Origin of the sequence: Streptomyces sp. SS7 (assembly GCF_037993025.1) — a bacterium.
Taxonomy (GTDB): Bacteria; Actinomycetota; Actinomycetes; order Streptomycetales; family Streptomycetaceae; genus Streptomyces.
Window position 1 is genome coordinate 5,567,446 of record NZ_CP141223.1, and the last position, 26,860, is coordinate 5,594,305.

The following is a 26,860-nucleotide window of genomic DNA, read 5'->3' on the forward strand; positions in this document are numbered from 1 at the left end:
TCCGGCTCGGTCACGGGCGCGCAGACTCCGTACGGCGGCGGGCCTGACCCAGGCCGCCTACCTCACAGCCTCACCGAGAGGTTCCCGACGGTGGCCGTTATGGTCAGCTCGCCGCCGATCGCCTGCAGGTATGCGGCCATGGTCGAGGTGTCCAGGCGGGCCAGGCCCCGCTCGATCTGGCTGATCCGTCCCTGGGTGACCCCCATGGCCTGGGCGACCTGCACCTGGGTGAAGCCTTGCGCCTTGCGGAGGGCGGCCAGTTCATGGCCCCGCTCGGCGTCGACCATCTCCGCCTTGATGGCGTCAATGCGCTCCCTCTTGTCGGGGGTGATGTCGCCGGTCAGGTCGCCCATGGTGCCGAGTTTCATCTGCACTGCCCTTCCTGCTTCTCCTGCTCCAGGGCCTCAAGGTAAGCCGCGTACTTGTCGTCCGCTTCCCTGACCGCCTTGGGATACCAAGCTGCCCACTGCCGATCGGCCGCGAGCGTCTTGATCCAGTCCAGCACGTCTTCAAAGAACCGCAGCTCATAGGGTTCGACCACAGCCAAAAAATTAGCATGAACTAATATTCTGGGTAAGTGTCAGGTTCTTGTGAGACGCGACCCGGCAGGACCGGACCGTGATCGGTTGGCATGTGGCGGATGTGGGCGTCGGGAGGTTCTGGACGAGCAGGAGATGGTCAACGGAGCCGGGGAGATGAGGTCGACCGCCCCCCGAACAGTTCCGCCTGCTGCTCGTCCGGCAGGTTGCCCAGGGCGATCAGGTGCGGGGCCTGTGACCAGCCCGGCGCGCGGGAGGCCTCCGTCGCCGACCACAGAGCCCGTACCGTGCCCTGGACGCCGGTGGTCGGGTAGGCGGCGATGACCGCGGCGCAGGCGGTGGCGGCCCCCAGCGCCTCGCCGGGGTCGGTGAGTTCGGAGACCAGGCCGATGGCGTGGGCCCGGCGGGCGGAGAGCCGTTCGGCGGTGCCCATCAGCATCATGCGGGCGGCCTCGCCGTACGGCATCCGCCCCGCCATCAACACCGACTCGTACGCGCTGACCATGCCGTATGTCGTGTGCGGGTCGAAGAAGACGGCGTCCGCCCCGGCCACGATGAACTCGCACTCGCCCAGGAGGTAGAAGGCTCCCCCGCACGCCATTCCCTCCACCGCCGCGATCACCGGCTTCCAGAGGTCGTTCGCCTTGGGGCCGATGGTGAGCAGGGGGTCGTCCTGCATGTAGGGGGAGGCGGGCTGCGGGACGACGACGTCCCGGTCGAGGCCGGTGCTGAAGGCCCGGACCCCCGCCCCCGTGAGGACCACGGCGCGGACGGAGTCGTCGAAGCGCAGGTCCCGCCACACCTGCGCGAGCCGCCGGGCCGTGTCCAGGTCGATGGCGTTCAGCCGGTGCGGGCGGTCGAGGGTGACGACGGCGACCCCGGTCTTCTCGGTCACCTCCACGCGCACGCTCACGGCCGCTCCAGGACCCACTGCACGAGCCCCTCGGCGGTGAAGACCGCCTGCACCCGGGCGCCGATGCGGACCCGGTCGGGGGAGAGGGAGTCGAGAGGGGCTCCGGCCGCGCGGACCAGGTTGCCGACCAGGCGGATCCGGGGCGCGTCGGCGAGTTCGACGAGGATCACGTTGTACGGGGCCTGCGCCGCGTACTCGGGGAGCAGCGGCGGGTGCGGGACGACGTACGACCAGATACGGCCCCGCCCGGACGTCGGCCGCCACTCGCTCGCGAAGGACTGGCAGTGCGGACAGCAGGGGCGGGGCGGGAAGCGGGGTTCGGCGCAGTCGGCGCAGGTCTGGACGCGGAGTTCGCCCTGTGCGGCGTACTGCCAGAAGGGGGCGCCGTCGGGGTCGGTGACCGGGGTGAGCATGGTCGTCAGCTCCTCAGCAGGAGGGCGGAGGTGGGGACGCCCTCGCCCGCCGTGACCAGGCAGGTCGCGGCGTCGGGGACCTGGGCCGTGCTGGTGCCGCGCAGTTGGCGTACGCCCTCGTTGATGAGGTTGAAGCCGTGCACGTACGCCTCGCTGAGCCCGCCCCCGCCGGTGTTCAGCGGCAGCCGGCCGCCGATCTCCAGGGCGCCGCCCTCGGTGAACGCGCCGCCCTCGCCCCGGCCGCAGAAGCCGTAGCCCTCCAGGGAGAGCGGGACTAGCGCGGTGAACGCGTCGTAGATCTGGGCCACGTCGACGTCGGCGGGGGTGACGTCGGAGTGCTTCCAGAGGTGGCGGGCCGCCGTCCACGCGGGACCGGTGAGCGGGTCGTCGTTCCAGTAGTTGACCATGCCGTGGTGCTGGGCGGGCAGGCCCTGGGCGGCGGAGTGGACGTACACGGGCCGCTGCCGGCAGTCCCGGGCCCGCTCCCGGCCCACGATCACGCAGGCCAGCGCCCCGTCCGTCTCCAGGCAGTTGTCGTACAGGCACAGGGGCTCGCTGATCCAGCGGGCGGTCATGTACATCTCGCGGGTGAGGGGGCGGTCGTACATGATCGCGGCGGGGTTCTGGTTGGCCCGGTTGCGGCAGGCGAGGGCCACGTTGAAGAGGTGGTCCCTGGTCGCGCCGTACTCGTGCATGTAGCGGCGGGCCAGCATGGCTATCTCGTCGGCCGGGCGCAGCAGGCCGTAGGGGCGGGTCCACTGGGCCGGGGTGGGCAGCTGGACGGTGGTGTTGGTCCAGGGGCGGGGTCCGCTGCCGCGCTTGCGGGAGCGCCAGGCGACGCCGACCGTGGCCTGGCCGGCGGCGATGGCGGCGGCCAGGTGCGCGACGGTCGCGCACGAACCCCCGCCCCCGAAGCCGACCTTGCTGAAGAAGGTCAGGTCCCCGAAGCCGACCGCCTTGGCCAGCTCGACCTCGTCGGTCTCCTCCATCGTGTAGGAGGCGAGCGCGTCGACCTCGGCCGGGGCGATCCCGGCGTCGTCGAGCGCGGCGAGGACGGCACGGCAGGCGAGGGTCCTCTCGCTCTCGGGGAGGTGCTTGGCGAACCGCGTCTGGCCGATGCCGACGATCGCGGTGGCGTCCTTGAGGGTCACGCTGCACGCACCTCCGCAAGGCGGGTAACTGGGTGTCAGCGCGGCTGACAGGTCGTCAGGTTACCGCTAATCTGACGGGTAGTCAGCTACTGGGGAGGGCCGGTCATGCGCGGTGACGTGGAGTGGGGGACGATCCCCGAACTGGTGCGCCGCTCGGCCGAGCGGTACGCGGACACCGAGGCGGTGGTCGAGGGCCGGACCCGGATCACGTACGGCGAACTCGGCGCCCGCGTGGAGCGCGCGGCCGCGGCCTGTCTGGCGAACGGGGTGCGGGCGGGCGACCGGGTCGCCATCTGGGCCCCCAACTCCCTGGACTGGATGGTCGCGGCGCTGGGCGCGGTCACGGCGGGCGCGGTGCTGGTGCCGCTCAACACCCGCTTCAAGGGCATGGAGGCGGCGGACGTGCTGCGCCGCAGCGGGGCCCGGCTGCTGTTCGTGACGGGGACCTTCCTGGGCACCTCGTACGTGGCCTCGCTGCGCCGGGCGGCCGGCGAGGGGCCGGCGGGCGGCCGGGGTCCGCTGCCGGGCCTGCCCGCGCTGGAACAGGTGGTGGTCCTGTCGGACGACGCGCCCGTGGACTTCCGCACCTGGAAGGACTTCCTGGCGAGCGGGGAGGGCGTGGGCGCGGGGGAGGTGCGGGCCCGGGCGGACGCGGTGCGCGGGGAGGAGCCCTCGGACCTCGTCTTCACCTCGGGCACGACGGGCCGCCCCAAGGGCGCGGTGATCACGCACGCGCAGACCCTGCGGGCGTACGAGGTGTGGAGCGATCTGGCCGGTCTGCGCCACGGCGACCGCTACCTCATCGTCAACCCCTTCTTCCACACCTTCGGCTACAAGGCGGGCGTCATCGCCTGTCTGATGCGGGGCGCGACGATGATCCCGCAGCCGGTCTTCAACGTGGACACGGTCCTCGCGAACCTGGCCGCGGAGCGGGTCTCGGTCCTGCCCGGCCCGCCCACGCTCCACCAGTCCCTGCTGGACCACGCGTCGAGGGACGCCCACGACCTGTCCGCGCTGCGGCTGGTGGTGACCGGGGCGGCGGTCGTACCCCTCCAGCTCGTCGAACGGCTGCGGGGCGAGCTGGGCGTCGGGACGGTCCTCACGGCGTACGGCCTCTCGGAGGCGAGCGGCATCGTGACGATGTGCCGCCGCGGCGACGACCCCACGGTGATCGCCTCGACCTCGGGCCGCGCGATCCCCGGCACCGAGGTCCGGGTGGAGGCGCCCCCCGGCCGGCCCGGGGAGATCCTGGTCCGGGGCTTCAACGTGATGCGCGGCTACTACGAGGACGAGGCGGCCACGCGGGAGGTGCTGACGCCCGACGGCTGGCTGCGCACGGGCGACATCGGCGTCCTGGACGCGGCGGGCAACCTGCGCATCACCGACCGGCTGAAGGACATGTTCATCGTGGGCGGCTTCAACGCCTACCCGGCGGAGATAGAGCAACTCCTCGGCCTGCACCCGGACGTGACGGACGTGGCCGTCGTCGGCGTCCCGGACCCCCGCCTCGGCGAGGTCGGCCGGGCCTACGTCGTCCGCCGCCCCGGAGCCCACCTCACCGCCGACGACCTCATCGCCTGGGCCCGCCGCGAGATGGCCAACTACAAGGTGCCGAGGACGGTGGAGTTCGTGGGGGAACTGCCGCGGAACGCGAGCGGGAAGGTCGTGAAGGGGGAGCTGCGGGGCCGGGTGTGAGCCCGAAAGGCCCTGCCCCGGGACACGCGTCGGCCGCGGTGGCACCCCCTCCGCGCCACCGCGGCCGTGCTTCCCCCGAGAGTGGGCCGTTACGTCACGGACGCTGGGTCGACGCGTGGGCGTCGAGCGTCCTGATCTCCCCGTCCGCGGCGGTCTTGAGGGGCTCGCTCGACGCGTGCGCGTCCAGCGTGGTGACCTCGTCGGCCGCCGCCTCGGTGGTCTTGAGCGGTTCGCTGGAGGCGTGGGCGTCCAGCGTGGTGAGCTTCTCGCCGGAGGCGTGAGCGTCCGTCGGCTTGATGTCCTGGCTGGTGTCGGCCATGGCGGACTCCTGAATCAGTCGGTGAACCGGATGGATCGGCCCGTCCGGCGCCCTCCCCCGAGAGCCGCCGAACGAGCTTCGCAAGGCCGTTCACCTTAGTGGTGCGGCCACAGCCCGACCCGTCTGCCCCCCGACACGGCGGATCGGTAGGGACGACAGTGCCCTGGTGCGATAAACAATCGATGAACGCGGGGGCCGCCCCCGCTCCCCGTCCCCACCTCGAAACACGGCCCACCCGTCCGCTCCCGCCCCCCGGACCGCGCGCCCGCCGGCTGCCGGACCAAGGGCCTGCCCGCCGAACCGCCTGCATGCCTGCCGAGTCGTCGGACCAACCGCCCGCCTGACCACCGGCCCCCGCCCGCCGGGCCACCGGGTCTGCGCGTCCGCCGGGCCACCGGCCCGCCCGTCAGGGAGCCGGGACCGCCCGCCCGCCGGACCCGGCCTGCCCGCCGGGCCACCGGCCCGCCCGTCAGGGAGCCGGGACCGCCCGCCCGCCGGATCACCGGACCCCCGTCCGCCGGACCAACTGCCCGCCTGACCACCGGACCGGGCGCCGGAGGCCGGGTCGGCGGACCGCCCGCACCGGTTTCCGGACCGACCGGCCGGCCGCCCGCCGGACCGCCCTACGCCACCGCCGTGCGCTCCAGAAGGGCCCGGACCTCCGTCTCCTCGGGGGAGCCCAACTCCACGAAGACCGTGAGGGCGTCGGACCAGCAGGCCCGGGCGCGGCCCGTCTGGCCGATGGCGGCGAGCCCGCGGCCGAGGACGGTGAGGATGTTGGCCCGGCGCCACTCGCCGCCGATGCCGTGCAGCACGGCGAGCGCGTGCTCGGCCTGGGCGGCGGCCTGGGCAGGCTGACGGTCGGCCAGGTGGACCTCGGCCAGCCGGAACAGGGTCATGCCGTGCCAGAACTGCTGCCGGTTCTCCCGGAACGTCTCCAGCGCCTCCGTGAGGACGGTGTGCGCCTGGTCGACCTGACCGGCCCCCGTCAGGGCCAGCCCGAGCGCGTACTTGCCGTTGGCGAGCCGCAGCGCGAGACCGGTGTCGGCCGCCTCGTACAGGGCGATGCCCTGCCGGGCCAGCTCGACGGCGCTCGCGGTCCGCCCCGTCGCGAGGTGGACCCGCGACAGATTGCAGAGCGCGGCGGCCTCCCCGGGCTTGTTGTGGTCCGCCCGGAACGCTTCGAGCGCCTGGGTCAGATACCGTTCGGCGTCGGCGTGCCGGTTCTCGTAGAGGGCGATGATGCCGCGCTGGTTCGGCGCCTGGCCCGATGCCACGGGGTCCTTCGCCGCCAGCCCCAGCTCCAGCGCCCGCCGGGCCTCGGCCTCGGACTCCGCGAACCGCCCGGACAGGCTGTGGACGTGCGTCAGCATGGTCCGGGCCCGGGACTCGGCGAGGTTGTCCCCGGCCGACCGGGCGGACTCGCTGACCGCCGTCGCCGCCTGGGTGAACTGGTAGGAATAGGCGCCGGCTTCCCCCAGATCCACGGCCGCCATCAACAGATCGGCGGCCCGGCGCAGCATCCCCGGGGCCGCCGACTGACGGGCGCAGGAGAGCAGATTGGCGGCCTCGGTGAACAGCCAGTCGAGCGCGGCCTGCTGGGTGGCGAAGGACAGCCCCTGGTACCGGGTGGTCGCGAAGTGGGCGAGGACCCGCTCGCCGGGCCGTTCCAGCGCGTACACCGCCGCCGCGGACGCCAGATAGAAGTCGAGCAGCCGCGACAGCGCGGCCTCCCTCCCGTCGGCGGGCAACTCGTCGCGCTCCGCGCACGCACGCGCGTAGAGCCGCACGAGATCGTGGAACCGGTAGCGTCCCGGCGCCGCCGACTCCAGCAGCGACGTGTCGACCAGGCCCTCCAGCAGGTCCTCCGTGTCCTCCGCGGGCAGGTCGAGGACCGCGGCGGCCGCCGCCAGGGAGATGTCGGGACCGTCCGCCAGGCCCAGCAGCCGGAACGCCCGTGCCTGCCCAGGTTCGAGCTGGCCGTAGCCCAGCTCGAACGTCGCCTTCACCGCCAGGTCGCCCGCCTGGAGTTCGTCCAGCCGCCGCCGCTCGTCCGCGAGCTTGGCCGCGAGGACCGCGACCGTCCAGGTGCGGCGGGCCGCGAGGCGGGAGGCGGCTATGCGGATCGCCAGCGGCAGGAAGCCGCAGGCCGCCACCACGTCCAGCGCGGCGTCCCGCTCGGAGGCCATCCGCTCCTCGCCGACGATCCTCGTGAACAGGGCGAGCGCCTCGTCCGGGGACATCACGTCCAGGTCGACGAGGTGCGCACCCGCCAGGTCGACCATCCGCACCCGGGAGGTGACCAGGGCCGCGCAGCCCTCCGTGCCCGGCAGAAGCGGCCGTACCTGGGCCGCGTCCTTCGCGTTGTCGAGCAGCACCAGGACCCGGCGGCCGTCCAGCATCGACCGGTACAGCGCCGCGCGGTCCTCCAGGGAGTCCGGGATCGCGGAGTCCGCCGTGCCGAGGGCGCGCAGGAAGGAGCCCAGGACGGTCTCCGGCTCCGCCGCCCGTGCGCCGGCGCCCTGCAGGTCGACGTAGAGCTGCCCGTCGGGGAAGGCGGTGCGGGCGCGGTGGGCCACGTGCACGGCGAGGGTCGTCTTGCCGACGCCCCCGATGCCCGCCAGCGCCGACACCGCCATGACCCGTCCGGTGCCCTCACCCGCCCCCGACTCGGCCAGCAGCTCGCTCAGCTCCGTCACGAAGGACGCCCGGCCCGTGAAGTCGGGCACGGTCGCCGGGAGTTGCGCGGGCCGCACCCGCACGACCCCCGGCTCGGCCGGCGAGGCCGAGGGCTCCGCCAGCTCCGGGTCCGCCTGGAGGATGCGGCGCTGGAGCTCCCGCAGCCCCGCGCGCGGGTCCACCCCCAGCTCCTCCGCGAGCAGCCGCCGGGTGTCCGCGTACACCGCCAGCGCCTCCGCCTGCCGCCCGCTGCGGTACAGCGCCAGCATCAGCAGCTCCCGCAGCCGCTCGCGCAGCGGATGCGCGGCCGTCAGCGCGGTCAGCTCGGAGACCGCCTCCGCGTGGCAGCCCAGCTCCAGGTCCAGGTCCAGCCGGGTCTCCAGCAGCCCCAGCCGCCACTCCTCCAGCCGGACCCGCTGGGTCTCCGCGTAGGGGCCGGGGACCCCGGCGAGCGCCTCGCCGTCCCACAGGCCCAGCACCGCGTTGAGGTGCTCACGGGCCCGGTCCAGGTCGCCCGAGGCGCGCGCCCTCTCCGCCCGGGCCGCCTGCTCCTGCGCGACCGCGAGATCGAGGGCGCCCTCGCCGAGACCGCGCACGGCGTACCCGCCGGACTCGCTCACCAGGACCCCGGGGTCCAGCACCTTCCGCAGCCGTGAGGCGTACGTCCGTACGGCCGCCAGCGCCTGCGACGGAGGCTCCTCGCCCCACAGCGCGTCGATCAGCTCCCCCGCGGTCGCGGTACGGCCCTCGCGCAGCAGCAGGGCGGCCAGCAGCGCCCGCTGCTGCGGGGACCCGGTGTTCAGCTGCTCCTCGCCGCGCCGTGCGCGCACCGGGCCGAGCACGTCGAAGCGGAGCGCCGCCGGTTCCCCGGGGGAGCCGGGACGCCTCTGCTCCGGCACGCGCGGGCCGCCGGGTCCTACGCGGTGGTCCATCAGGGCTCCCCTTAGACATCCGAATGACCGGTTCATCTTGCCTTGTCGGCGCCGAAGTCGTCAGCCGCGCAGGACGCCGATTCCGGGCGGCGCACCCGAGTCCGCCCAGCCCTCACGTCCGGGACGCACACCTGTCCACTGAGTCGATCAACTCCGACCGCGTCTGATACAGCTGACGGGTCGTCAGATCGGCGCTACCGTGCCCCCATGGAGACCACATCCGGCACCACGACCCCTCTCCCGCTGATCATCTCCGTCGACGACCACACCGTCGAACCCCCCACCGTCTGGCAGGACCGGCTCCCGAAGAAGCACCTCGACACCGGCCCGCGCGTCGTGCGCGCCCCGCTGAAGGAGATGACCTTCCTCGGCGGCCACTTCAAGCCCGTCATGGGCGGACCCGGTGACGACGGCCCGCTCGGCGACTGGTGGGTCTACGAGGACCTCAGGCGCCCCCTGACCCGCCTCGACACCGCCGTCGGCTTCAGCCGGGACGAGATCAGGCTGGAGGTCATCACGTACGAGCAGATGCGCCCCGGCTCCTACGACGTCCCCTCCCGGCTCGCCGACATGGACGTCAACCACGTGCAGTCCGCGGTTTGTTTCCCCACCTTCCCGCGGTTCTGCGGCCAGACCTTCACCGAGGCCGCCGACCACGAGCTGGGCCTGCTCTGTGTGCGCGCCTACAACGACTGGATGGTGGAGGAGTGGTGCGGCCCCAAGGCCCGGGGCCGGCTGATCCCGCTCACCCTCATCCCCCTGTGGGACGCCGAGCTGGCCGCCGCCGAGGTCCGCCGCAACGCCGCCCGCGGCGTCCGCGCCGTCGCCTTCTCCGAGATACCCCCGCACCTGGGCCTGCCCTCGGTCCACACCGACTACTGGGACCCCTTCCTCGCCGCCTGCGACGAGACCGGCACGGTCGTCGCCATGCACATCGGCTCGTCCAGCCGGATGCCCTCCACCTCCGCGGACGCGCCGCCCGCCGTCGGCTCCACCATCACCTTCGCCAACTGCTGCTTCTCGATGGTCGACTGGCTGATGAGCGGCAAGTTCGAACGCTTCCCGAACCTGAAGGTGATGTACGCGGAGGGCCAGATCGGCTGGATCCCGTACATCCTGGAGCGCGCCGACGTGGTCTGGGAGGAGAACCGCGGGTGGGGCGGGGTCGCCGACAAGGTCCACCGGCCGCCGTCCGAGCTCTTCGCCGACCACGTCTACGGCTGCTTCTTCGACGACGCCTTCGGCCTGCGCAACCTGGACTCCGTCGGCCTCGGCAACGTCCTGTACGAGACCGACTACCCCCACTCCGACTCCACCTGGCCGAAGTCCCGCGAGGTCGGCGAGGCCCAGATGGGCCATCTGGAGCCGGAGGCCGTCGAGCGGATCGTGCGCGGCAACGCCATCGACCTGCTGGGGCTGACCCCGGACGGCCTGTGGAGCCCCCGGTGAGCCTCCAGGGGCCCCCGGAACGCCTCGCGTACGGCATCCAGCTCCCGGTCCAGTCCCAGTCCGCGATGTTCGCCGAGCCCTGGGAGGCCGGCGCGGGCCCCGCCGACCTCGTCGAGATCGCCCGCGCCGCCGACCGGGCCGGCTTCGCCTACCTCGCCGTCTGCGACCACGTGGCGATCCCGCGCCGCCTCGCGGACGCGATGAGCACGGTCTGGTACGACCCCGTGGCCACCCTCGCCCACCTGGCCGCCGTCACCGGGCGGATCCGGCTGCTCAGCCATGTCGCGGTGGTCGGCCTGCGCCACCCCCTCGTCACGGCCAAGCAGTACGCCACCCTGGACGCGCTCTCGGGCGGCCGGCTGATCCTCGGGGTCGGCGCCGGACACGTACGGGAGGAGTTCGAGGCGCTCGGGGCCGACTTCGCGCGGCGGGGCGCCGTGCTGGACGAGACGATCGACGCGCTGCGGGCCGCGCTGGGGCCGGAGGAGTTCCCGGTCCACCACGGCAAGCGGTACGACTTCGAGGGGCTCGGCCAGCGGCCCCGGCCGGTCCAGGCGCGGGTGCCGCTGTGGGTCGGCGGCTCCTCCCCGGCGGCGGTCCGCCGGGCCGCGCTCAAGGGCGACGGCTGGCTGCCCCAGGGCGACCCCAGGGACCGGCTGCCCGCCCAGATCGAGCGGATACGGCGGTTGCGGGGCGAGCACCCGGAGGGCGACGCCCCCTTCACCGTCGGCGCCATCACCGAGCCCCTGTACGTCGGCGCCCCCGCCTGGGACACCGGCCGCCGCACCCTCACCGGGCCCCCCGAGGCCCTCGCCGAGTCCCTCGGCGCCTACGCCGCGATGGGCGTGGACCAGATCCAGGTCCGCTTCCGCTGCCGCGACCGCGGCGAACTCACCGACCAGATCACCGCGTTCGGGGCCGAGGTGGCCCCCTGTCTGCGAGGAGACTGAGATGGGCAAGCTCGACGGAAGAGTCGTCCTGGTCACCGGCGCCGCACGCGGGCAGGGCGAACAGGAGGCGCGGCTGTTCCGGGAGGAGGGCGCCCGGGTCGTCGTCGCCGACGTCCTCGACGACCCGGGCCGGGCCCTCGCCGAGGAGATCGACGCGCTCTACGTCCACCTCGACGTCGGCCGCGAGGAGGAGTGGACCGCCGCCGTACGGGCCGCGAAGGAGACGTACGGGCATCTCGACGGGCTGGTCAACAATGCCGGGATCCTGCGCTTCAACGCCCTCGTCGACACCCCCCTCGACGAGTTCATGCAGGTCGTGCAGGTCAACCAGGTCGGTTGCTTCCTGGGCGTGCGCACGGTCGCGCCCCAGCTCGCCGACGGCGGCACCATCGTCAACACCGCGTCCTACACCGGGCTCACCGGCATGGCGGCGGTCGGCGCCTACGCGGCGACCAAGCACGCCGTGCTCGGCCTCACCCGGGTCGCCGCCCTGGAGCTCGCGCCCCGCCGGATCCGGGTCAACGCGATGTGTCCCGGTGCCATCGACACCGCGATGTCCAACCCGGCCCGGCTGGACCCCGACGCGGACCCCGAGGAGACCACCCGGGCCCTGGACCAGCTCTACCGCAAGCTCGTGCCGCTGGGCCGGATCGGGCGGGCCGAGGAGGTGGCCCGGCTGGCGCTGTTCCTCACCGCGGAGGACTCCTCGTACATCACCGGGCAGCCGTTCGTGATCGACGGGGGATGGCTGGCCGGGGTCAGCGTGATCTGACTGCTATCTGACTAGCCGTCAGCTATTGACCCTGCATGCGGGCGGTGTCAGAGTCATCCAAAACTGACGATGTGTCAGAAAACTGATCCAGGGACGGTGAACCTCCGTGGAATTCGGGCTCTTTGTACAGGGATACGTGGGTAAGCGCGCCGAGACCGACCCCCTCGCCGAGCACAAGGCGCTGATGGAGGAGACCGAGTACGTCATCCAGGCGGACCGGTCCGGCTTCAAGTACGCCTGGGCGTCCGAGCACCACTTCCTGGAGGAGTACTCCCACCTCTCCGCCAACGAGGTGTTCCTCGCCTACCTCGCCCACGCGACGGAACGGATCCACCTCGGATCGGGCATCTTCAACCCCCTCGCCCAGGTGAACCACCCCGTCAAGGTCGCCGAGAAGGTCGCCATGCTCGACCACCTCACCGAGAACCGCTTCGAGTTCGGCAGCGGGCGGGGCGCCGGGTCGCACGAGATCCTCGGCTTCCTGCCCGGCATCACCGACATGAACTACACCAAGGAGATCTGGGAGGAGACCATCGCGGAGTTCCCCAAGATGTGGCTCCAGGACGAGTACGCCGGCTTCCAGGGCAAGCACTGGCAGCTCCCGCCGAGGAAGGTGCTGCCCAAGCCGTACGGCAAGTCGCATCCGGCGATGTGGTACGCGGCCGGGTCGCCGCCGTCGTACGAGATGGCCGCGAGGAAGGGGCTCGGCGTCCTGGGCTTCAGCATCCAGAAGGTCTCCGACATGGAGTGGGTGCTGGAGAAGTACAAGACCGCGATCGTCAACGCCGAACCCGTCGGGGACTTCGTCAACGACAACGTGATGGTGACGACGACGGCGATCTGCGCGCCCACGCACGACGAGGCCATTCGGATCGCCGTCAACGGCGGCCTGCACTATCTCCCGTCACTGGTGTTCCGGTACCACGACACCTTCCCGCGGCCCGAGGGGTTCCCCGTGTGGCCGGAGACGCTGCCCCCGTACACGCCGGAGTTCGTGGAGCTGCTCGTCGAGGAGGAGCTGCTGATCTGCGGGGACCCGGACGAGGTGCTGCGGCAGTGCAAGCGGTGGGAGCAGGCCGGGGCCGACCAGCTGTCGTTCGGGTTGCCGGTGGGGGTGCCGAAGGAGGAGACGCTGCAGACGATCCGGCTGATCGGGGAGCACGTGATTCCGAAGATCGACACGGACCCCGTGCACCGGACTTCCCGGTTCCGGGCTGCTGCTTGACCGCCGTCGCGGGGTGCGGGTGCGTCGGGGCCGGCCGCGCTCACGCGGCGGAGCCGCACGTCGACACGGCCCCGCGCCCCCAGGTGTCTCCACTGAGCGCAGACCAAGAGGTGAACCCATGCTCGATCACGTCATCAGAGGTGCGACCGTCGTCGACGGGACCGGGGCGCCGGGGTTCGTCGCCGACGTCGGCATCCGCGACGGTCGGATCGCCGCCGTCGGCACGATCACCGAGGAGTCCCGGACGGCCGAGGACGCGGCCGGGCTCGTCCTCACCCCCGGTTTCGTCGACCCGCACACCCACTACGACGCCCAGCTCTTCTGGGACCCGTACGCCACCCCCTCCCTCAACCACGGGGTGACCACGGTCGCCGCCGGGAACTGCGGGTTCACCCTCGCGCCGCTCAACCCCTCCCGGCCCTCGGACGCCGACTACACCCGTCGGATGATGTCCAAGGTGGAGGGGATGGCGCTGGTGGCGCTGGAGGAGGGGGCGCCGTGGACCTGGAGTTCGTTCGGGGAGTACCTGGACGCGCTGGAGGGGCGGATCGCCGTCAACGCCGGGTTCATGGTGGGGCACTGCGCACTGCGGCGGTACGTGATGGGGGCGGACGCCGTCGGCGGGCAGCCCAGCGAGGCGCAGCTGGAGGCGATCGTGGGGCTGCTGCACGAGGCCATGGACGCCGGTGCCTGGGGGTTCTCGACCACGCAGTCGTCGACGCATTCGGACGGCGACGGGCAGCCGGTCGCCTCGCGGCACGCGGGGCCCGAGGAACTGCTGGCCCTCTCCCGGGCCGTCGGCGAGCACGAGGGGACCCAGATCGAGGCGATCGTCGCGGGGTGCCTGGACCAGTTCAGCGACGCCGAGATCGATCTGCTCGTGGAGATGAGCGCGGCGGCCGGACGGCCCCTGAACTGGAACGTGCTGACGATCGACTCGGCCGTGCCGGAGCGGGTGCCCCGGCAGCTGACGGCGAGCGAGCGGGCGCGCAAGGCCGGCGGCCGGGTGGTGGCGCTCACCATGCCGATCCTCACGCCGATGAACATGTCCCTGGGCACGTTCTGCGCGCTGAACCTGATCCCCGGGTGGGGCGAGGTGCTCGGGCTGCCGGTGCCGGAGCGGATCGAGCGGCTGGGGGACCCGGGCGTACGGGCCGAGCTGGTGCGGCGCGCCGAGTCCAAGGAGGCGGGCGTCTTCCGGCGGCTGACCAATTTCGGGCGGTACGTCATCGGCGACACCTACAGCGCGGCCAACGAGGGGCTCACCGGGCGCGTGGTGGCGGACATCGCGCGGGAGCGGGGGCTGGACCCGTTCTCCTGCCTGGTGGAGATCTGCGTGGCCGACGAGCTGCGTACGGTCCTGTGGCCGATGCCCACCGACAACGACCCCGCGTCCTGGTCGCTGCGCGCCGAGGCCTGGCAGCACGAGGACGTCCTGCTCGGCGGCTCCGACGCGGGCGCGCACCTGGACCGGATGTGCGGGGCGCCGTACACCACCCGCTTCCTCGGGGACTGTCTGCGCGGACGCCGGCTGGCGACTCTGGAACAGGCCGTGAAGATGCTCACCGACGACCCGGCGCGGCTGTTCGGGCTGCGTGAGCGCGGGCGGGTGCGGGAGGGCTGGCATGCGGACCTCGTCCTGTTCGACCCGGAGCGGATCGACGCGGGCAAGGCCACCCTGGTGCACGACCTGCCGGGTGACAGTCCGCGGCTGGACTCCCGGGCGCTGGGGATACGGGCGGTCTGGGTCAACGGCGTCGAGGCCATCCGCGACGACGTGGTGACCGGGGCGGTGCCGGGGCGGGTCCTGCGGTCGGGCCGGGACACCGAGACGGTGAGCACCCGGTGAGTTCCGGCGGGGGCGACGGGCAGCGGCTGTTCGTCGGCGGGGCGTGGGTGGAGCCGGACGGCGGGCACTACGAGGTGACCGACCCGGCGACCGAGGAGAGGGTCGGCGGGGCGCCGGAGGCCTCCCGGGAGCAGGCCCTCGCGGCCTGCGCGGCGGCCCGGGAGGCCTTCGGTCCGTGGTCCCGCACGGCACCGGAGGAACGGGCGGCGGTCCTGGGCCGGGCCGCCGACATCATCCGGAGCCGGCTGGAGCCGTACGCGTTGCTCGCCCGGGCCGAGACCGGTGCCACGACCGGCACCGCGCGCGGGATGCAGGTGGGGGTGGCCGCCGCCCGCTTTCGGCGGTACGCGCGCGTGGAGCCCGCCGAGTGGGCGATCGCGCCGCAGGTCAACGACGCCGGGCCGATGGGGCGCGCGGGCGTGATGGGCGCGCTCGCGGTACGGCAGCCGGTCGGCGTCGTCGCCTGTGTCACCTCGTACAACAACCCCTGGGCCAACCCGGCCGGGAAGATCGCCCCCGCGCTGGCCATGGGCAACACGGTGGTGGTGAAGCCCGCTCCGCAGGACCCGCTGTCGGTGTACCGGATGGCGGAGGCGCTGGAGGCGGCCGGGGTGCCGCGCGGGGTGGTGAACGTGGTCTCCGGGGAGGCGGTCGCCGTCGGCGAGGCGGTCGTGGAGTCGCCGGACGTGGACATGGTGAGCTTCACCGGTTCGACGGCGGTCGGGCAGCGGATCGGCGAGGTGTGCGGGCGGGCGATGAAACGCCAGCTCATGGAGTTGGGCGGGAAGGGCGCGGCGCTCGTCTTCGACGACGCGGACCTGGGCTCGGCCGTCGCCGGCATCGGCACCACCTTCTCCTTCTACAGCGGGCAGATCTGCACGGCCCCGACCCGGGTGCTGGCGCAACGGGGGGTGTACGGGGAGCTCGTGGAACGGTTGGCCGGGTACGCGGCCCGGCTGAAGGTGGGGGACCCCCGGCTGCCGGACACGGTGGTCGGCCCGGTGATCTCCGCCGCCCACCGCGACCGCGTCACGTCGTACGTCGAACTCGGCCGCAAGGAGGGCGCGACGGTCCTGGCCGGGGAGGGCGCGGGCCGGGCACTCCCCTCCCGCGGTTTCTACGTCCCCCCGACCCTGCTCGCGGACTGCACCAACGACATGCGGGTGGCCCGGGAGGAGATCTTCGGACCGGTGGTCGTCGTCATCCCCTTCGACGAGGAGGACGAGGGCGTGGCCCTGGCCAACGACAGCGACTACGGCCTCATCGACTACGTCTGGTCCGGCGACGTCGCCCGCGCCTTCCGCGTGGCCCGCCGCCTACGGGCGGGCGGCGTCGGCGTCAACACGGTCGCCCGCAACATGGAGGCCCCCTTCGGCGGCTTCAAGAAGAGCGGAGTGGGCCGCGACGTCGGCTCGTACGCACTGCACGCGTACAGCGAGATGCAGGCGATCGTGTGGCCGGGGTGAGACGCCCCGATTGGCTGAAAGGCGCCCTTGGCGTGACCTGATCAAAATTGCGCGCGCCCTCGAGGTTGGGAACTGTTAATCTCCCGTCGATCTCTGGCCATGACCAGCCGGAGAGAAAACGGGAGGAAAACCTTGCGTAAGTTGGCAGTTGGCGTACTCGCCAGTGGCATTTTCGCGCTCAGTGCCGGGACCGCCATGGCGGTCTCGTGGCACAACATTCCGACGCTGTCCACTGGGGGTGCCGCCTTCGAGGATGGTCAGTACGCGTTCTGGCCGTCTGGACAGAACCATGGCGCCTTCGAGTGGGACGGCGACCTGCGGGACACCGACCCGGACGACGGGCACAACGTCTACATGCAGGTGCGGGTCGAGGGTTACGACTGGAGCCGGTACAACGGCAAGCAGAAGAAGACCGTCCACTTCGATCAGTTGAACTGGGACGGTGCCGCGCTCCACACCGACGATGCGTACATACGAGTCTGCCGTGACAAGGGTTCGCTGAACCCGGACAACTGCTCGCCGACCAAGCACTACCACCGGTAGGCAACCGCTTCGGCAACATTGCGGGTCCAGGGGTGCACACCTGGACCCGCATCGCTTCTTGGGGGAAGCACAGGAATGTCTGAAATACTCACTGCCACGGGAGTCGACCTCTCCTACGGCAGTCAGCCCGCCGTTCGTGACGCACATCTGTCCGTCTCGGCCGGGGAGGTCGTGGCGATCACCGGGCAGAGCGGTTCCGGTAAGTCCTCGCTGCTCTACTGCCTGGCCGGGGTGCTGCCCGTCACGCGTGGCCACGTCCGGTTCGAGGGCCGCACGCTCGGTGATCTCACCGACGACGAGATCAGCACGCTGCGCCGGGAACGCTTCGGATTCGTCTTCCAGTACGGCGAGTTGCTGCCCGAGCTCACCGTCGAGGAGAACACCGCCCTGCCGCTGAGGCTGGCCGGGCAGCGCAAACGCCCCGCCCTCGCGGCGGCCGGCGAGGTACTCGAGCGTCTCGGCCTCGGCGACCTGCGCGAACGCCGGCCCGCCCAGGTGTCCGGCGGGCAGAGCCAGCGCGTCGCCGTCGCCCGTTCCCTCGTCCACCGGCCCGCCGTCGTCTTCGCGGACGAACCGACCGGGTCGCTCGACAGCGCCAACGCCGACGCCGTCCTCAAGGAGTTCCTCGACCTCGCCCGGTCGCAGGGCACCGCCGTCATCCTGGTGACCCACGACCCCGCCATCGCGGCACAGGCCGACACCCACTACACGATGTCCGACGGCGTCCTCGGCCCACGAGGTGCGCGGTGACCGAATTCCTGCTCGGCCTGCGCCTGTTGTTCGGCTCGGGCCGCGGCAACCGCATCCGCTTCTTCCTGATGGCGGCCGGCGGCTCCATCGGCGTGTGCTGCCTCGCCCTCGTCCTCACCGTCCCGGCGATCCTCGACGCCCACGACGCGCGCTCCGCGGCACGGCAGCCGGTCATCTCCACCAAGAACCCCACGGACGGCACGCTCGTCCTGGAGCGCGACGATTCCTACGGCCCTCGATCCTTTACCCGCGTGTTCGTCGCCAAGGGCACTGCGGGCACCCGCTCGGTCCCTCCAGGGCTAAGTCAACTTCCTTCCCCGGGTGAGGTGTTCGTCTCCCCGCGTGTTCATGACCTGCTGCGGGAGGCTCCCGCCGTCAAGGGCCTGCTGCCCGGTCGCGAGGCGGGCGTGATCGGCCCCGCAGGGCTCGCCCACCCCGACGAGCTGTTCGCGTACATCGGTACCGAACGGGCGAAGATCGCTGGTGAGGGCCGCACTCTGAAGGGGTTCGGGTACAGCTATGCTCCTTTCCCCGTCATTGACTCCTCCACCCTCACCGACGTCCGGTTCGCCCTGGCCACGCTGGTCCTGCTGCCCCTGGGCATCTTCCTGTCCGTCTGCGCCAGGCTCTCCGCCGCCAGCCGCATGCGTCGGCTCGCTGCGCTGCGGCTGCTCGGGCTGAGCAGCCGGGGCACCCAGCGGGTGAACGCCGCCGAGACCGTCGTCGCCGCGCTGCTCGGCGCGGTGCTGGGACTGGGCGAGTACTGGGTGCTCAACCAGGTGATGTCCCGGGCCGGGCTGCCCGGACTGCGGTGGTACCCGGACGACGGCGCCCTGTCCGCGACCACCGTCGCGATCTGCCTGATCGGCTGCCCGGCCCTCGCCTGGTTCGTCGGCCGCAAGAGCGCGCGGGACGCCACCGCCAACCCGCTCGCGGTCCGGCGCACGGCCGTGCCACGGCCCCCGACCAAGTGGGTCGGCCTGCTGCTGCTCAGCGGGCTCGGCATCGTGTGCGGGTTCTGCGCCACCGCTCTGATGGGGCGTCCCGCCTCCAGCCTCGGCCTGAACGCGGTGCTGGTGGTCGCCGGCGTCGTCCTGACCGGCGTGGGACTCGTCCTCACCCTGCCGCTGCTGTCGTACGCGCTGGCGAGCCGGCTCGCGCGGACCACGCAGTCCCTGACCCTCAACCTGGCGATGCGCCGCAACGAGGCCGAGCCCGGCAGCACGATGCGGGTGGTCACCGGCCTCGTGCTGCTCGTCTACGCCGCCTCGCTCGCCCAAGGCGTCCTCATCCAACTGGAACAGGTCACCCGCCCGTACGGCCCGGTGCAGGAATACTCCCTGCCCCTGTCGAAGCTCAGCGGGCAGCAGCAGCGGGACCTTGCCAAGGTGCCCGGGGTCAGCGCGCACACCGTTCTGATGGACTCGTGGGCCGACCTCAACGACCCGCGGCCGAGGACTATCGCCTCGTCTGCCACGGCCTTGGTGGCCACCTGCGCCGAGCTGGAGCGGATGACCGTGCGTACCAAGGGCTGTGTGGACGGCAAGGTGCTGAGGCTCGTCAACGCTGGCTTGAGCCCCGATGTGAAACCAGGCATGTCGTATCCCTTCAGCTTCCGCGCCGACTCAGGGCGGGAGGAGAAGCGGAACATCACCGTGCCCACCGGGCAGGTCCTTTACAAGGGGTATGAGGCGTCCGCTGTCATCGGCGCCGACCTACTCGTCCCCCCTCCGCCCTGCCCGCGGATGCACGCCCGAGCAGTGCGATCCTTCTCCTCGCCGGCAGCTCCGACCCCGGACAGGTGCGGGCCGTCCTCGACGGCATCGCCGCCGTCGCCCCGATCGCCGAGATCGAGCTGGTCGGACTGAACATCCAGGGGCTGGAGCAGATCTCCGTGGTCGAGACCCTGCTGGCCCTGGGCATGATCATGGGCCTGGTCATCGGGGTGGCCGCGTTCCTGGTGTCCGTCACCGACCGGGCCGTCGAACGCCGCTCCCAGGTCACCGCCGTCACCCTGATCGGCGCGCGGGCCAGGACCATGCGGGCGGTGCAGTGCGCCCAGGTCGTGCTGCCGCTCGGTCTCGGACTCGTGCTGGCTCTCGTGACGGGCAAGCTCGCCGAGTCCAGCTATCTGATCACCGGAGGCGGCGCGGTCCGCTGGGACGTGGAGGGAGTACCGCTGCTGATGCTCGCCGCGCTGGGCGTCGTGGCGGCGGCCGCGGTGGGCTCGCTCCCGCTGGTGGGCCGCCGCATCGACCCCGAACTGATCCGGCGCGACTGAGACGCGGGGCCGGGGACCGGGTGGCCGGGGGCCGGGTGGCATCGACCACCACCCGGCCATCCGGTGCCCCGGTCCCACCCGTCATGTCACCCGTCCAGATCCACCCGCACGGTCAGCAACCGTGTCCCCAGGGCCCGTACGGCCGTGCTGTTGGCCCTGGGCAGGGTGCGCAGTCTCGCCACCGGGTCGTCGTCGGGGAGCAGGTGGGCCGTGCCGGTGTGCCAGCGGCCGGCTATCCGCACCCGTACCCGCGGATCGGCCTGGATGTTGCGGACGTACTGCGACCGTTCCCCGAACTCGGACACCAGCCAGAAGGCGTCACCGATCCGCCGGCCGCCCAGCGGGGTGCGCCGGGGCCGGCCCGAGACCCGGCCGGTGGTCTCCAGGAGTGTGTGGAACGGCAGTCGGCGCATCAGAGGATTGGCGACGTGCCGCTGGAACGCGGTCGTCGCGCGGAAGCGGAGGTCATGGGGGCGTGACATCGGCCGGTGGGCTCCTTCGCACGAGGCTCTGCTGCTGCACTTCCCTCAGGTGCCTCCATGGTCGCCCACGCCGTCGCCGGGACGGGAGCGGGGGGCAGCCCACCGCCGGTCCTCGTGTTCAGCTTCGGCCCGACCGGGCTCAGAGGCTGGGGAAGACCAGCGCGAAGAACAGCCACAGCAGCACCGCCCAGAAGACGGCCGCCGCCAGCGACACGAGCAGCGAACTGCGCCACCTGAGCACCAGGAACGGGAAGAGGACCAGGGCCGCCCAGTGCCCCGCCACGTCGATCGACATCCGGGCGGCCTCGTACAGGGTCCGCGCGCCGCCCGTCGCCATCCGGCGCAGCAGCCGCTGGGAGACGAAGCCGTACAGCCCGAGGACGACCGGGAAGAACCACAGCGGGGTGATCGAGACCAGCTCGGTCTCGGAGAAGTCGTCGAATGCGAGGAAGTAGATGTAGAAGGCCGCGGCGAGTCCCCCGAGCAGCGCGACCACATAGACGGCGGTGAGCGCGGCCGGCTCGACGGCACTGGCCGGCACGGGGACGGGGGAGGCGTACGGAACGTCGGGCCGGGGAACCCGGACCACCTGGTGGCAGTGGGGGCAGCGCACGTCCTGTCCGGCCCGGTCGGCCGGCGCCGAGATCACATGCCCGCACGACGCATGGAACTCCGTCTGCTGACCCGCGTTCATGTACGCCCCCTCGTCATCGGATCCGATCAGAGGAGAGGACGCCACCGGAGGGCGTCCGGTTTCCGCCGGACGGGGAGGGTACGCGCGCCGCTGGTCCCGGTCGGCCGACCCTCACGGTGTCAGGGCCGCTCGAAGAGCTGGAGGACTCCGCCCACCGAGAAGCAGGCCGCGCCCAGCAGGGTCCCCCAGTTGGCGATGTCCGTGTTGACGAGGCTGTCCGTCGCCGGGCGGGTGTACGCGGCGATCGCCGAGACCATGAAGAGGACGGAGCCGAACTGGTTCACGGCGACGATCCACCAGCCGAGGCTGCGGCAGCGCAGACAGGGCCGGTGGCCGTGGCAGAGCTCGGCGAAGCCGAGGTGCCCGGAGACCAGGAAGAGGGCGCAGCCGATCACGTCCGGCACCCAGATCAGCCGGTTGACCTGCTGCACGCTCAGACCCTGCAGGAACGAGTCCAGCAGGTTGACGCCGAAGACGAGGGTGCCGACGAAGAGGACGAACACGCTCAGCCAGTCGATGCGCGTGGGCTCGTAACTCCACCAGCGCCATGCGGGCGTGACCAGCCGGCCCTCGCCGCCGGGGACGTGGCGGGGAGCGTTGACGACCTGGAGGAGAGAGACGAAACCACCCGTGTTGAAGAAGAGACCCCCGGCGAAGTAGATCGACGCGCAGGTGGTGGCGTCCCCGGAGCCGAACTGGGCCACGCCCGCGCCGAGCGCGAAGAGCGCCCCGCCGATGACGAAGGCGGTCGCCGCGACGGCGTTGAGCAGGCGCAGCCGGCGGACGGCGACCGCGTCGGCGCTGGTGTGCCGGCCCGCGGCCGCGCCGGGTGCGCGGACGGCGAGGATGCCCTGGCGCCGGGCGGGCCGCGATTCCCAGACGGCGGTGCCGCCACCGGGAGGCCGCCAGGTGAGGCGGGTCGTGAACGGTCCCGCGCCCTCGGCGCGCTGCTCGGGCTGATCCACGCGCCGAGACTAGACGCCGGGACGGGAGCCCCCGGCGAGCGAAACGCGGCACGGGCGTACGGCCCGCCGTGTTTCCCTCGCCGCGCCGCAGTCCGCGCCGCACGCGCTCCGCACCCTGACCGCGGGCGTCCGTCCTGTGCCAGACTTCCGGCATGACCGATCTCCGAAAGGGCCGTGCCGCGTAGGCGCCCTTCCCGCCTCAGGGCGGACAGCAGGCGGTTCGCCGCCCACCACCATTACTCGAGGCCCGGCCGGCTCTCCGGCCCCGCCCAGGCCCGGATCGTCCTGCTCGAACGCACCCGTCTCCACCCCGGCGCGATCGAGCGGGCCCTCGCCTCCTGGACCGCCCTGGCCAGGACACCGAAGGGCCGGCTCCCTTCACCGTCGGCCGGCAACTGCGGCGTCCCGGAATGCTGCCCCCAACCGGCCGACGAACGGGACCTGCTGGAACTGGCGATGCACGCCCTCCCCAGGAAGAGCGCCCGCGAACTCCGCGCCCTGGTCACCCCGCTCGACCTCAGAATCCTCGAACACCCCGAAGTGGTCCCCCACTCCGAGCCACCTCCTCACTGGTGGCACCGCGCCTTCTGAGCCACGTACAAACGCCACGAACGCCACGACCGCCACGAACGCCACGACCGCCACGAAGCCACGACTGCCACGGACGACCCGAAGGGAAGAAACCCGTGCGACGACCGCACCCCGAGCTCCCCACCGAACGGCTGCTGCTGCGCCAGTGGCGGGACACCGACCTCGACCCGCTCGCGGAGATGGAGGCGGATCCGGAGGTCATGCGCTACATCGGCGACGGCTCACCCGGCACCCGTGAGCGGAGCGCCGCGGCGCTGGAGCGCATGCGCGCGGGCTGGGACGAGCGCGGCTTCGGCCTGTTCGCCGCCGAGGAGTCGGAGACCGGCGAGCTGATCGGCTGGGTGGGACTCGCCGTTCCGGCCTTCCTCCCCGAGGTCCTGCCTGCGGTGGAGATCGGCTGGCGGCTCAGGCGCCGCTCCTGGGGCCGGGGTTACGCCACCGAAGCGGCGCGAGTGGTCCTGGCGTTCGCCTTCGAGGAGGCGGGACTCGACCGCGTCGTCAGCATCTGCCACGTCGACAACCTCGCCTCGGCCCGCGTGATGACCAAGCTCGGCATGACCCTCGACCGCACCACCCACGTCCCCGGCCACGGCCGCCGCGTCCACGTCATGTCCCGCTCCCGGAACCCGACCCGGCCGCCGGCTTCGGGCGCCGCCGCGGATAGCGGTACAGCTCCCACGCCGTGTACCCCATGAGCGGGACGAGGACCGGAGGGAACAGCCACCAGGGGATGCCCCACCACACCCCGACGAGGCCCAGGAGGGGGCAGCCGACCGAGAGGACGATCAGCATCGGCTTGCCCCAGCCGCGCCAGGGGAACGGGTGCGGCGGGCGCGGCCCGGTCAGGCGGGCCGCGCCGACGGTGAGGGCCATGGCCGCCAGAAGGCCCGCGTAGGTGCCGAGTGCGGCGGGCATCTGGGGCTCGTCGCGCGGCTCGTCGGAGGACGCCTGGCGGACGCCGTCGCGGCTGACCGCCATGACGTCACCGCGCCAGACGGTGCCGGTGACCCGGTCGCCCCGTTCCAGCTCGGACAGCAGCGGGCCCGAGTCGCCGAAGTCCACGACGCCGTTCCAGAAGGGCGCCCCGGAGAGCGTGGCCTCGTAGACGGCGCCCCTGCCGCCCTCGATCCTCGTCCCGTCCACCGTGAAGACGACCTCGCGGAGACAGTCCTCGTGCTCCCGCGGTGACGAGCCCGCGGCGCAGGGCTGGGCCCGCGTGTAGTCCCGGTAGCGGTCGAGGTCGTCGGGGAGCCAGAGGGTGAAGACGAAGTAGCAGGCCAGGGCCGGGACCAGGGACAGCGTCAGGAGCAGCGCGCCCCACGCCCGCGTCCGTGCCGCGGAGTGCTTCCTGGGACGCTCGCCCCGTCTGTGCGTGATGCCGCCCCTGCCCGTGTCCCTGCCCGCCACTCCGACGCCCCCGTCCGCCCGCGCCCGGCCTCCCCGTGCCCGGCCCCCGTCGCCGTAGCCTCTCCCGTCATGACCAGGCAGACAAGGCGAGCGCCAGGCAGCCAGGAGCCCCGCCTTCTTTCCGGGTTCCGGCAATTCCGGCGACGGCGTCGGAGCCGGCCCGGTCTCTCACCTCCCCAGGAACACCGGATTCGTGAACGCCGCCAGTGCCCCCGGCAGCGGGCCCGTCGCCACCTCGTGACGGACCTCCGCCCGTACGTACGCCGCGTACGCCGGGGTCGTACGCCACTCCACGACCCCCGCGCCCGACACCGGCAGCGGGGCGCTCGTGAGCACCACGCCCCCGTCGGTCACGAAGCGGACCGTGCAGCGCGGGGTGCCCGTCGCCTCCAGACGGACCGTCACCGGGGTGTCCGCGTCCACCCGCAGCCGCTCGCCGATGCCCGCCCGCTCGCCCCGGCCGCCGGTCACCGTGAGGGACAGGGACACCGCGCCCGACTCCGCCACGTAGACCCGGCCCGCCCGGATGCCCTCCTGGATCGCCTCCCGGGTCAGGGCGTCCGCGAGGACCACGGTCTGGGGCAGGCCCACCACGTCCGGGTCCCGGTGCGCGTCGCTGTTGCCCACCGCCGGGAGCCATCGCGCCGGACCACCCCGCAGGGTCGCGTCCCACGCCGCGAGCGTCACCTCGTCGTCGGCGGTGTAGGGGCCGTTCCACACCTCCACCGCGTCCGCCTCCCCGAGGCCGAACTTCCAGGAGCAGCCGACGCAGGTGGCGTGCGGATGGGCGGGGATCACCAGGCCGCCCGCATGGCGGATGCGGCGGGCGAAGCGGGGGAAGAGACCCTCCCGCGCCCGGTAGCGCCAGTCCACGAAGGTGCCGGGGGCCGTGCCGACCGCCAGGACGTGGCCGTTGCGGGTGGTGACCTCCTCGCCGAGCAGCACCAGCAGGTCGTCGCCGGCCACGTCCGCCCACGCCCCGTGGCCCGCGTGCGTGTTGTGCTCGGAGGTGTTGATGAAGTCCAGGCCCGCCGCCCGGGCGAGGGCGCCGATCTCGGCCGGGGTGCGGCGGCCGTCGGAGTACCAGGAGTGCAGGTGGCAGTCGCCCCGGTACCAGGCCCGGCCCCGGCCCTTCGCGCTGCCGGGCGGATAGGAGGCGGGCGGGGCGGCGGGCGCCGGGTCGCCGTGGGTGAGGGTGACCGTGATCTCGTACGTCAGGCCCTGTGGCGCCACCGTGTAGGGGCCGAGCGCGATGTGCCACCGGCCGGCGCGGACCGGTCCCGGCACATAGCCCGGCGTCGCCTCGTCCGCCCGGACGAAGAACTCGGTGCGCGCCCCGCCCGACCAGCCCCGGAAACCCTCGCCGCCCGGCGCGGTGCCGCGTTCGTCGAAGAGGCCGATGTCGAGCGCGTTGCCGGGGGTGCCGGCCGGGACGGCGGGGCGGTCGTAGGCGTACGACACCCGCAGCTCGCGGACGCCCGGCGGCACGTCGACGGGTACGTACACATAGTCGGGGGAGCCGGGCGGCAGGGTGCCCCGAACCGTCCATGTCTCCGGCTGCGGGTCTTGCGGGTCTTGCGGGTCGCGCGGTTCTCGCGGTCCTTGTCGTCCGTCTGCGGCGGCGAAGCTCACGTTTCCCAACGTAAGCGCCGCGGCGGCTCCCGTGGCGAACAGCGCTCGGCGTGCCATCGGGTTGTCCTGCGCGTGCGTCACGACGTCACCCTCCTCACCTTGCCGATCCATGCCGATCCATGCCGATCGATGCCGCTCCATACCGCTCCGCGCCGAACAATGCCGACCGGTCGGTATGGACACCGGCCTCTTCTCCCGGTACAGATGAACCGGCCCACGTCAACAGACCGAGATGAACACAGAGGAACCGGCACCGAAAGGCCCGCCATGCGCATCGCCGTAACGATCTTCCTCACCGACGAGACGATCACCCCGACCCGCCTCGCCCGTGAGCTGGAACAGCGCGGGTTCGCCGGGCTGTACGTGCCCGAGCACACGCACATCCCCGTCGAGCGGACCACCCCGTACCCGGCCGGCGGCGAACTGCCCCGCGAGTACGGCCGCACCCTCGACCCGTTCGTCGCCCTCGGCCAGGCCGCCGCCGTCACCGAGCGCCTCGGTCTCGGCACCGGCATCACGCTCGTCGCCCAGCACGACCCGATCGACCTCGCCAAGCAGGTGGCCACCGTCGACCACCTCTCCGGCGGCCGCCTCACCCTCGGCCTCGGCTTCGGCTGGAACGTGGAGGAAGCCGCCGACCACGGTGTCGAGTGGCGGACACGACGCGAGCTGGTGCGGGACCGGATGGCGCTGATGCGTGCCCTGTGGAGCGAGGAGCCGACCGCGTACGAGGGCGTCTACGGGTCCGTCCGGGCCAGCAGCGCCCATCCGAAGCCCGTGCAGCGGCCGCGCGGGCCGGTCGTCGGACCCCGCACCCTGATCGGCGGGGCCGCCGGGCCCAAGCTGTTCGCGCACATCTGCGAGTACGCCGACGGCTGGCTGCCGATCGGCGGGCGCGGGCTGTCCGAGACCCTGCCGCTGCTGCGCACCGCGTGGGCGGACGCCGGGCGCGAGCCGGAGGCGCTCCAGGTCGTGCCGTACGCCGTCCACCCCTCCCCGGGCAAGCTGGCGTACTACGCCGACCTCGGCATCGAGGAGGCCGTGCTGCAGCTGCCGCCGACCGGTGAGAGCCAGATTCTCGAACTCCTCGACGAGTACGGCCCGTACGCCACCGCTTCCAGTGCCACCGTGTAACGACCTGCGACGACGGACGAATCGGGCTC

At 72.6% G+C, this 26,860-nt stretch carries 26 protein-coding genes; 14 read left to right on the plus strand and 12 right to left on the minus strand.

Translation table 11 applies throughout. The features are described 5' to 3' along the window. Positions 1–62: 62 nt before the first annotated feature. From U5640_RS25805 to U5640_RS25825, 5 genes are all read right to left on the minus strand, one after another. Positions 63–368, minus strand: a complete 306-nt coding sequence (locus U5640_RS25805) for a helix-turn-helix transcriptional regulator (RefSeq protein ID WP_340378115.1) — start codon at positions 366–368, stop codon at positions 63–65. Then, complete coding sequence (locus U5640_RS25810; protein WP_340378116.1) at positions 365–541, minus strand: hypothetical protein; 177 nt, start codon at positions 539–541, stop codon at positions 365–367. Before U5640_RS25810 ends, U5640_RS25805 begins: the two co-directional genes overlap by 4 nt. 137 nt (positions 542–678) lie before the next feature. After that, a complete protein-coding gene (locus U5640_RS25815) occupies positions 679–1,452 on the minus strand; it encodes an enoyl-CoA hydratase/isomerase family protein (RefSeq protein ID WP_340378117.1) in 774 nt (257 codons plus the stop codon). After that, positions 1,449–1,865, minus strand: a complete 417-nt coding sequence (locus tag U5640_RS25820; RefSeq protein WP_340378118.1) for an OB-fold domain-containing protein — start codon at positions 1,863–1,865, stop codon at positions 1,449–1,451. Before U5640_RS25820 ends, U5640_RS25815 begins: the two co-directional genes overlap by 4 nt. A gap of 5 nt (positions 1,866–1,870) precedes the next feature. Next, a complete protein-coding gene (locus U5640_RS25825) occupies positions 1,871–3,016 on the minus strand; it encodes a lipid-transfer protein (protein WP_340378119.1) in 1,146 nt (381 codons plus the stop codon). Between the two features lie 105 nt (positions 3,017–3,121). On the opposite strand from U5640_RS25825, the gene U5640_RS25830 reads away from it, so the two are divergent. Beyond that, entirely contained in the window at positions 3,122–4,711 is a 1,590-nt protein-coding gene (locus U5640_RS25830) for a FadD3 family acyl-CoA ligase (protein WP_340378120.1), read from the plus strand. Positions 4,712–4,805: 94 nt separating this feature from the next. Here the strand turns inward: U5640_RS25830 and U5640_RS25835 are convergent, their stop codons facing one another. Together U5640_RS25835 and U5640_RS25840 are read right to left on the minus strand one after the other, a co-directional pair. Continuing rightward, positions 4,806–5,030: a hypothetical protein gene (locus U5640_RS25835; protein ID WP_340378121.1), complete on the minus strand. Its 225-nt coding sequence runs from the start codon at positions 5,028–5,030 to the stop codon at positions 4,806–4,808. A gap of 623 nt (positions 5,031–5,653) precedes the next feature. Beyond that, complete coding sequence (locus U5640_RS25840) at positions 5,654–8,641, minus strand: BTAD domain-containing putative transcriptional regulator (protein WP_340378122.1); 2,988 nt, start codon at positions 8,639–8,641, stop codon at positions 5,654–5,656. Between the two features lie 207 nt (positions 8,642–8,848). Between U5640_RS25840 and U5640_RS25845 the strand changes: the two genes are divergently transcribed. The 10 genes from U5640_RS25845 to U5640_RS25890 all read left to right on the plus strand — a co-directional run bounded on the left by U5640_RS25845 (position 8,849) and on the right by U5640_RS25890 (position 19,926). Then, positions 8,849–10,090 (plus strand): amidohydrolase family protein, encoded by a 1,242-nt coding sequence (locus U5640_RS25845; protein WP_340378123.1) that lies wholly within the window; start codon positions 8,849–8,851, stop codon positions 10,088–10,090. A 65-nt stretch (positions 10,091–10,155) separates the two neighbouring features. Next, entirely contained in the window at positions 10,156–11,040 is an 885-nt protein-coding gene (locus U5640_RS25850; protein ID WP_340385335.1) for an LLM class F420-dependent oxidoreductase, read from the plus strand. A gap of 1 nt (position 11,041) precedes the next feature. Beyond that, positions 11,042–11,812 (plus strand): glucose 1-dehydrogenase, encoded by a 771-nt coding sequence (locus U5640_RS25855; RefSeq protein WP_340378124.1) that lies wholly within the window; start codon positions 11,042–11,044, stop codon positions 11,810–11,812. A 106-nt stretch (positions 11,813–11,918) separates the two neighbouring features. Next, positions 11,919–13,037 carry an LLM class flavin-dependent oxidoreductase gene (locus tag U5640_RS25860; protein ID WP_340378125.1) on the plus strand — a complete coding sequence of 373 codons (1,119 nt, stop codon included), beginning with the start codon at positions 11,919–11,921 and terminating at the stop codon, positions 13,035–13,037. 118 nt (positions 13,038–13,155) lie between these two features. Further along, a complete protein-coding gene (locus tag U5640_RS25865) occupies positions 13,156–14,886 on the plus strand; it encodes a D-aminoacylase (RefSeq protein WP_340378126.1) in 1,731 nt (576 codons plus the stop codon). After that, positions 14,883–16,352, plus strand: coding sequence for an aldehyde dehydrogenase family protein (locus U5640_RS25870; protein ID WP_340378127.1), 1,470 nt, complete (start codon positions 14,883–14,885; stop codon positions 16,350–16,352). Before U5640_RS25865 ends, U5640_RS25870 begins: the two co-directional genes overlap by 4 nt. 195 nt (positions 16,353–16,547) lie before the next feature. Continuing rightward, positions 16,548–16,895 carry a hypothetical protein gene (locus U5640_RS25875; RefSeq protein ID WP_340378128.1) on the plus strand — a complete coding sequence of 116 codons (348 nt, stop codon included), beginning with the start codon at positions 16,548–16,550 and terminating at the stop codon, positions 16,893–16,895. Positions 16,896–16,970: 75 nt separating this feature from the next. Next, positions 16,971–17,645 (plus strand): ABC transporter ATP-binding protein, encoded by a 675-nt coding sequence (locus U5640_RS25880; RefSeq protein WP_340378129.1) that lies wholly within the window; start codon positions 16,971–16,973, stop codon positions 17,643–17,645. Further along, complete coding sequence (locus U5640_RS25885; protein WP_340378130.1) at positions 17,642–19,513, plus strand: FtsX-like permease family protein; 1,872 nt, start codon at positions 17,642–17,644, stop codon at positions 19,511–19,513. Before U5640_RS25880 ends, U5640_RS25885 begins: the two co-directional genes overlap by 4 nt. Continuing rightward, positions 19,447–19,926 (plus strand): hypothetical protein, encoded by a 480-nt coding sequence (locus tag U5640_RS25890; protein WP_340378131.1) that lies wholly within the window; start codon positions 19,447–19,449, stop codon positions 19,924–19,926. Before U5640_RS25885 ends, U5640_RS25890 begins: the two co-directional genes overlap by 67 nt. A gap of 86 nt (positions 19,927–20,012) precedes the next feature. On the opposite strand, the gene U5640_RS25895 is transcribed toward U5640_RS25890, so the two are convergent. The 3 genes from U5640_RS25895 to U5640_RS25905 form a co-directional block, all read right to left on the minus strand. Further along, positions 20,013–20,408 (minus strand): nitroreductase/quinone reductase family protein, encoded by a 396-nt coding sequence (locus U5640_RS25895; RefSeq protein ID WP_340378132.1) that lies wholly within the window; start codon positions 20,406–20,408, stop codon positions 20,013–20,015. 139 nt (positions 20,409–20,547) lie between these two features. Continuing rightward, complete coding sequence (locus U5640_RS25900) at positions 20,548–21,102, minus strand: hypothetical protein (RefSeq protein ID WP_340378133.1); 555 nt, start codon at positions 21,100–21,102, stop codon at positions 20,548–20,550. Positions 21,103–21,221: 119 nt separating this feature from the next. Beyond that, positions 21,222–22,067 (minus strand): hypothetical protein, encoded by an 846-nt coding sequence (locus tag U5640_RS25905; protein WP_340378134.1) that lies wholly within the window; start codon positions 22,065–22,067, stop codon positions 21,222–21,224. Positions 22,068–22,241: 174 nt separating this feature from the next. On the opposite strand from U5640_RS25905, the gene U5640_RS25910 reads away from it, so the two are divergent. Both U5640_RS25910 and U5640_RS25915 read left to right on the plus strand, forming a co-directional pair. Continuing rightward, the gene (locus U5640_RS25910; RefSeq protein WP_340378135.1) at positions 22,242–22,658 is read left to right on the plus strand and encodes a hypothetical protein; all 417 of its coding nucleotides are present in this window, start codon (positions 22,242–22,244) and stop codon (positions 22,656–22,658) included. A 95-nt stretch (positions 22,659–22,753) separates the two neighbouring features. Then, the gene (locus U5640_RS25915) at positions 22,754–23,353 is read left to right on the plus strand and encodes a GNAT family N-acetyltransferase (protein ID WP_340378136.1); all 600 of its coding nucleotides are present in this window, start codon (positions 22,754–22,756) and stop codon (positions 23,351–23,353) included. On the opposite strand, the gene U5640_RS25920 is transcribed toward U5640_RS25915, so the two are convergent. Then, on the minus strand, positions 23,265–24,065 hold the full coding sequence (locus U5640_RS25920) for a hypothetical protein (protein WP_340378137.1): 801 nt from the start codon (positions 24,063–24,065) through the stop codon (positions 23,265–23,267). The two genes, U5640_RS25915 and U5640_RS25920, sit on opposite strands and share 89 nt — an antisense overlap. Positions 24,066–24,233: 168 nt before the next feature. Continuing rightward, positions 24,234–25,808, minus strand: a complete 1,575-nt coding sequence (locus U5640_RS25925; RefSeq protein WP_340378138.1) for a CehA/McbA family metallohydrolase — start codon at positions 25,806–25,808, stop codon at positions 24,234–24,236. A gap of 156 nt (positions 25,809–25,964) precedes the next feature. On the opposite strand from U5640_RS25925, the gene U5640_RS25930 reads away from it, so the two are divergent. Next, positions 25,965–26,831, plus strand: a complete 867-nt coding sequence (locus U5640_RS25930) for an LLM class F420-dependent oxidoreductase (protein WP_340378139.1) — start codon at positions 25,965–25,967, stop codon at positions 26,829–26,831. Positions 26,832–26,860 lie beyond the last annotated feature (29 nt).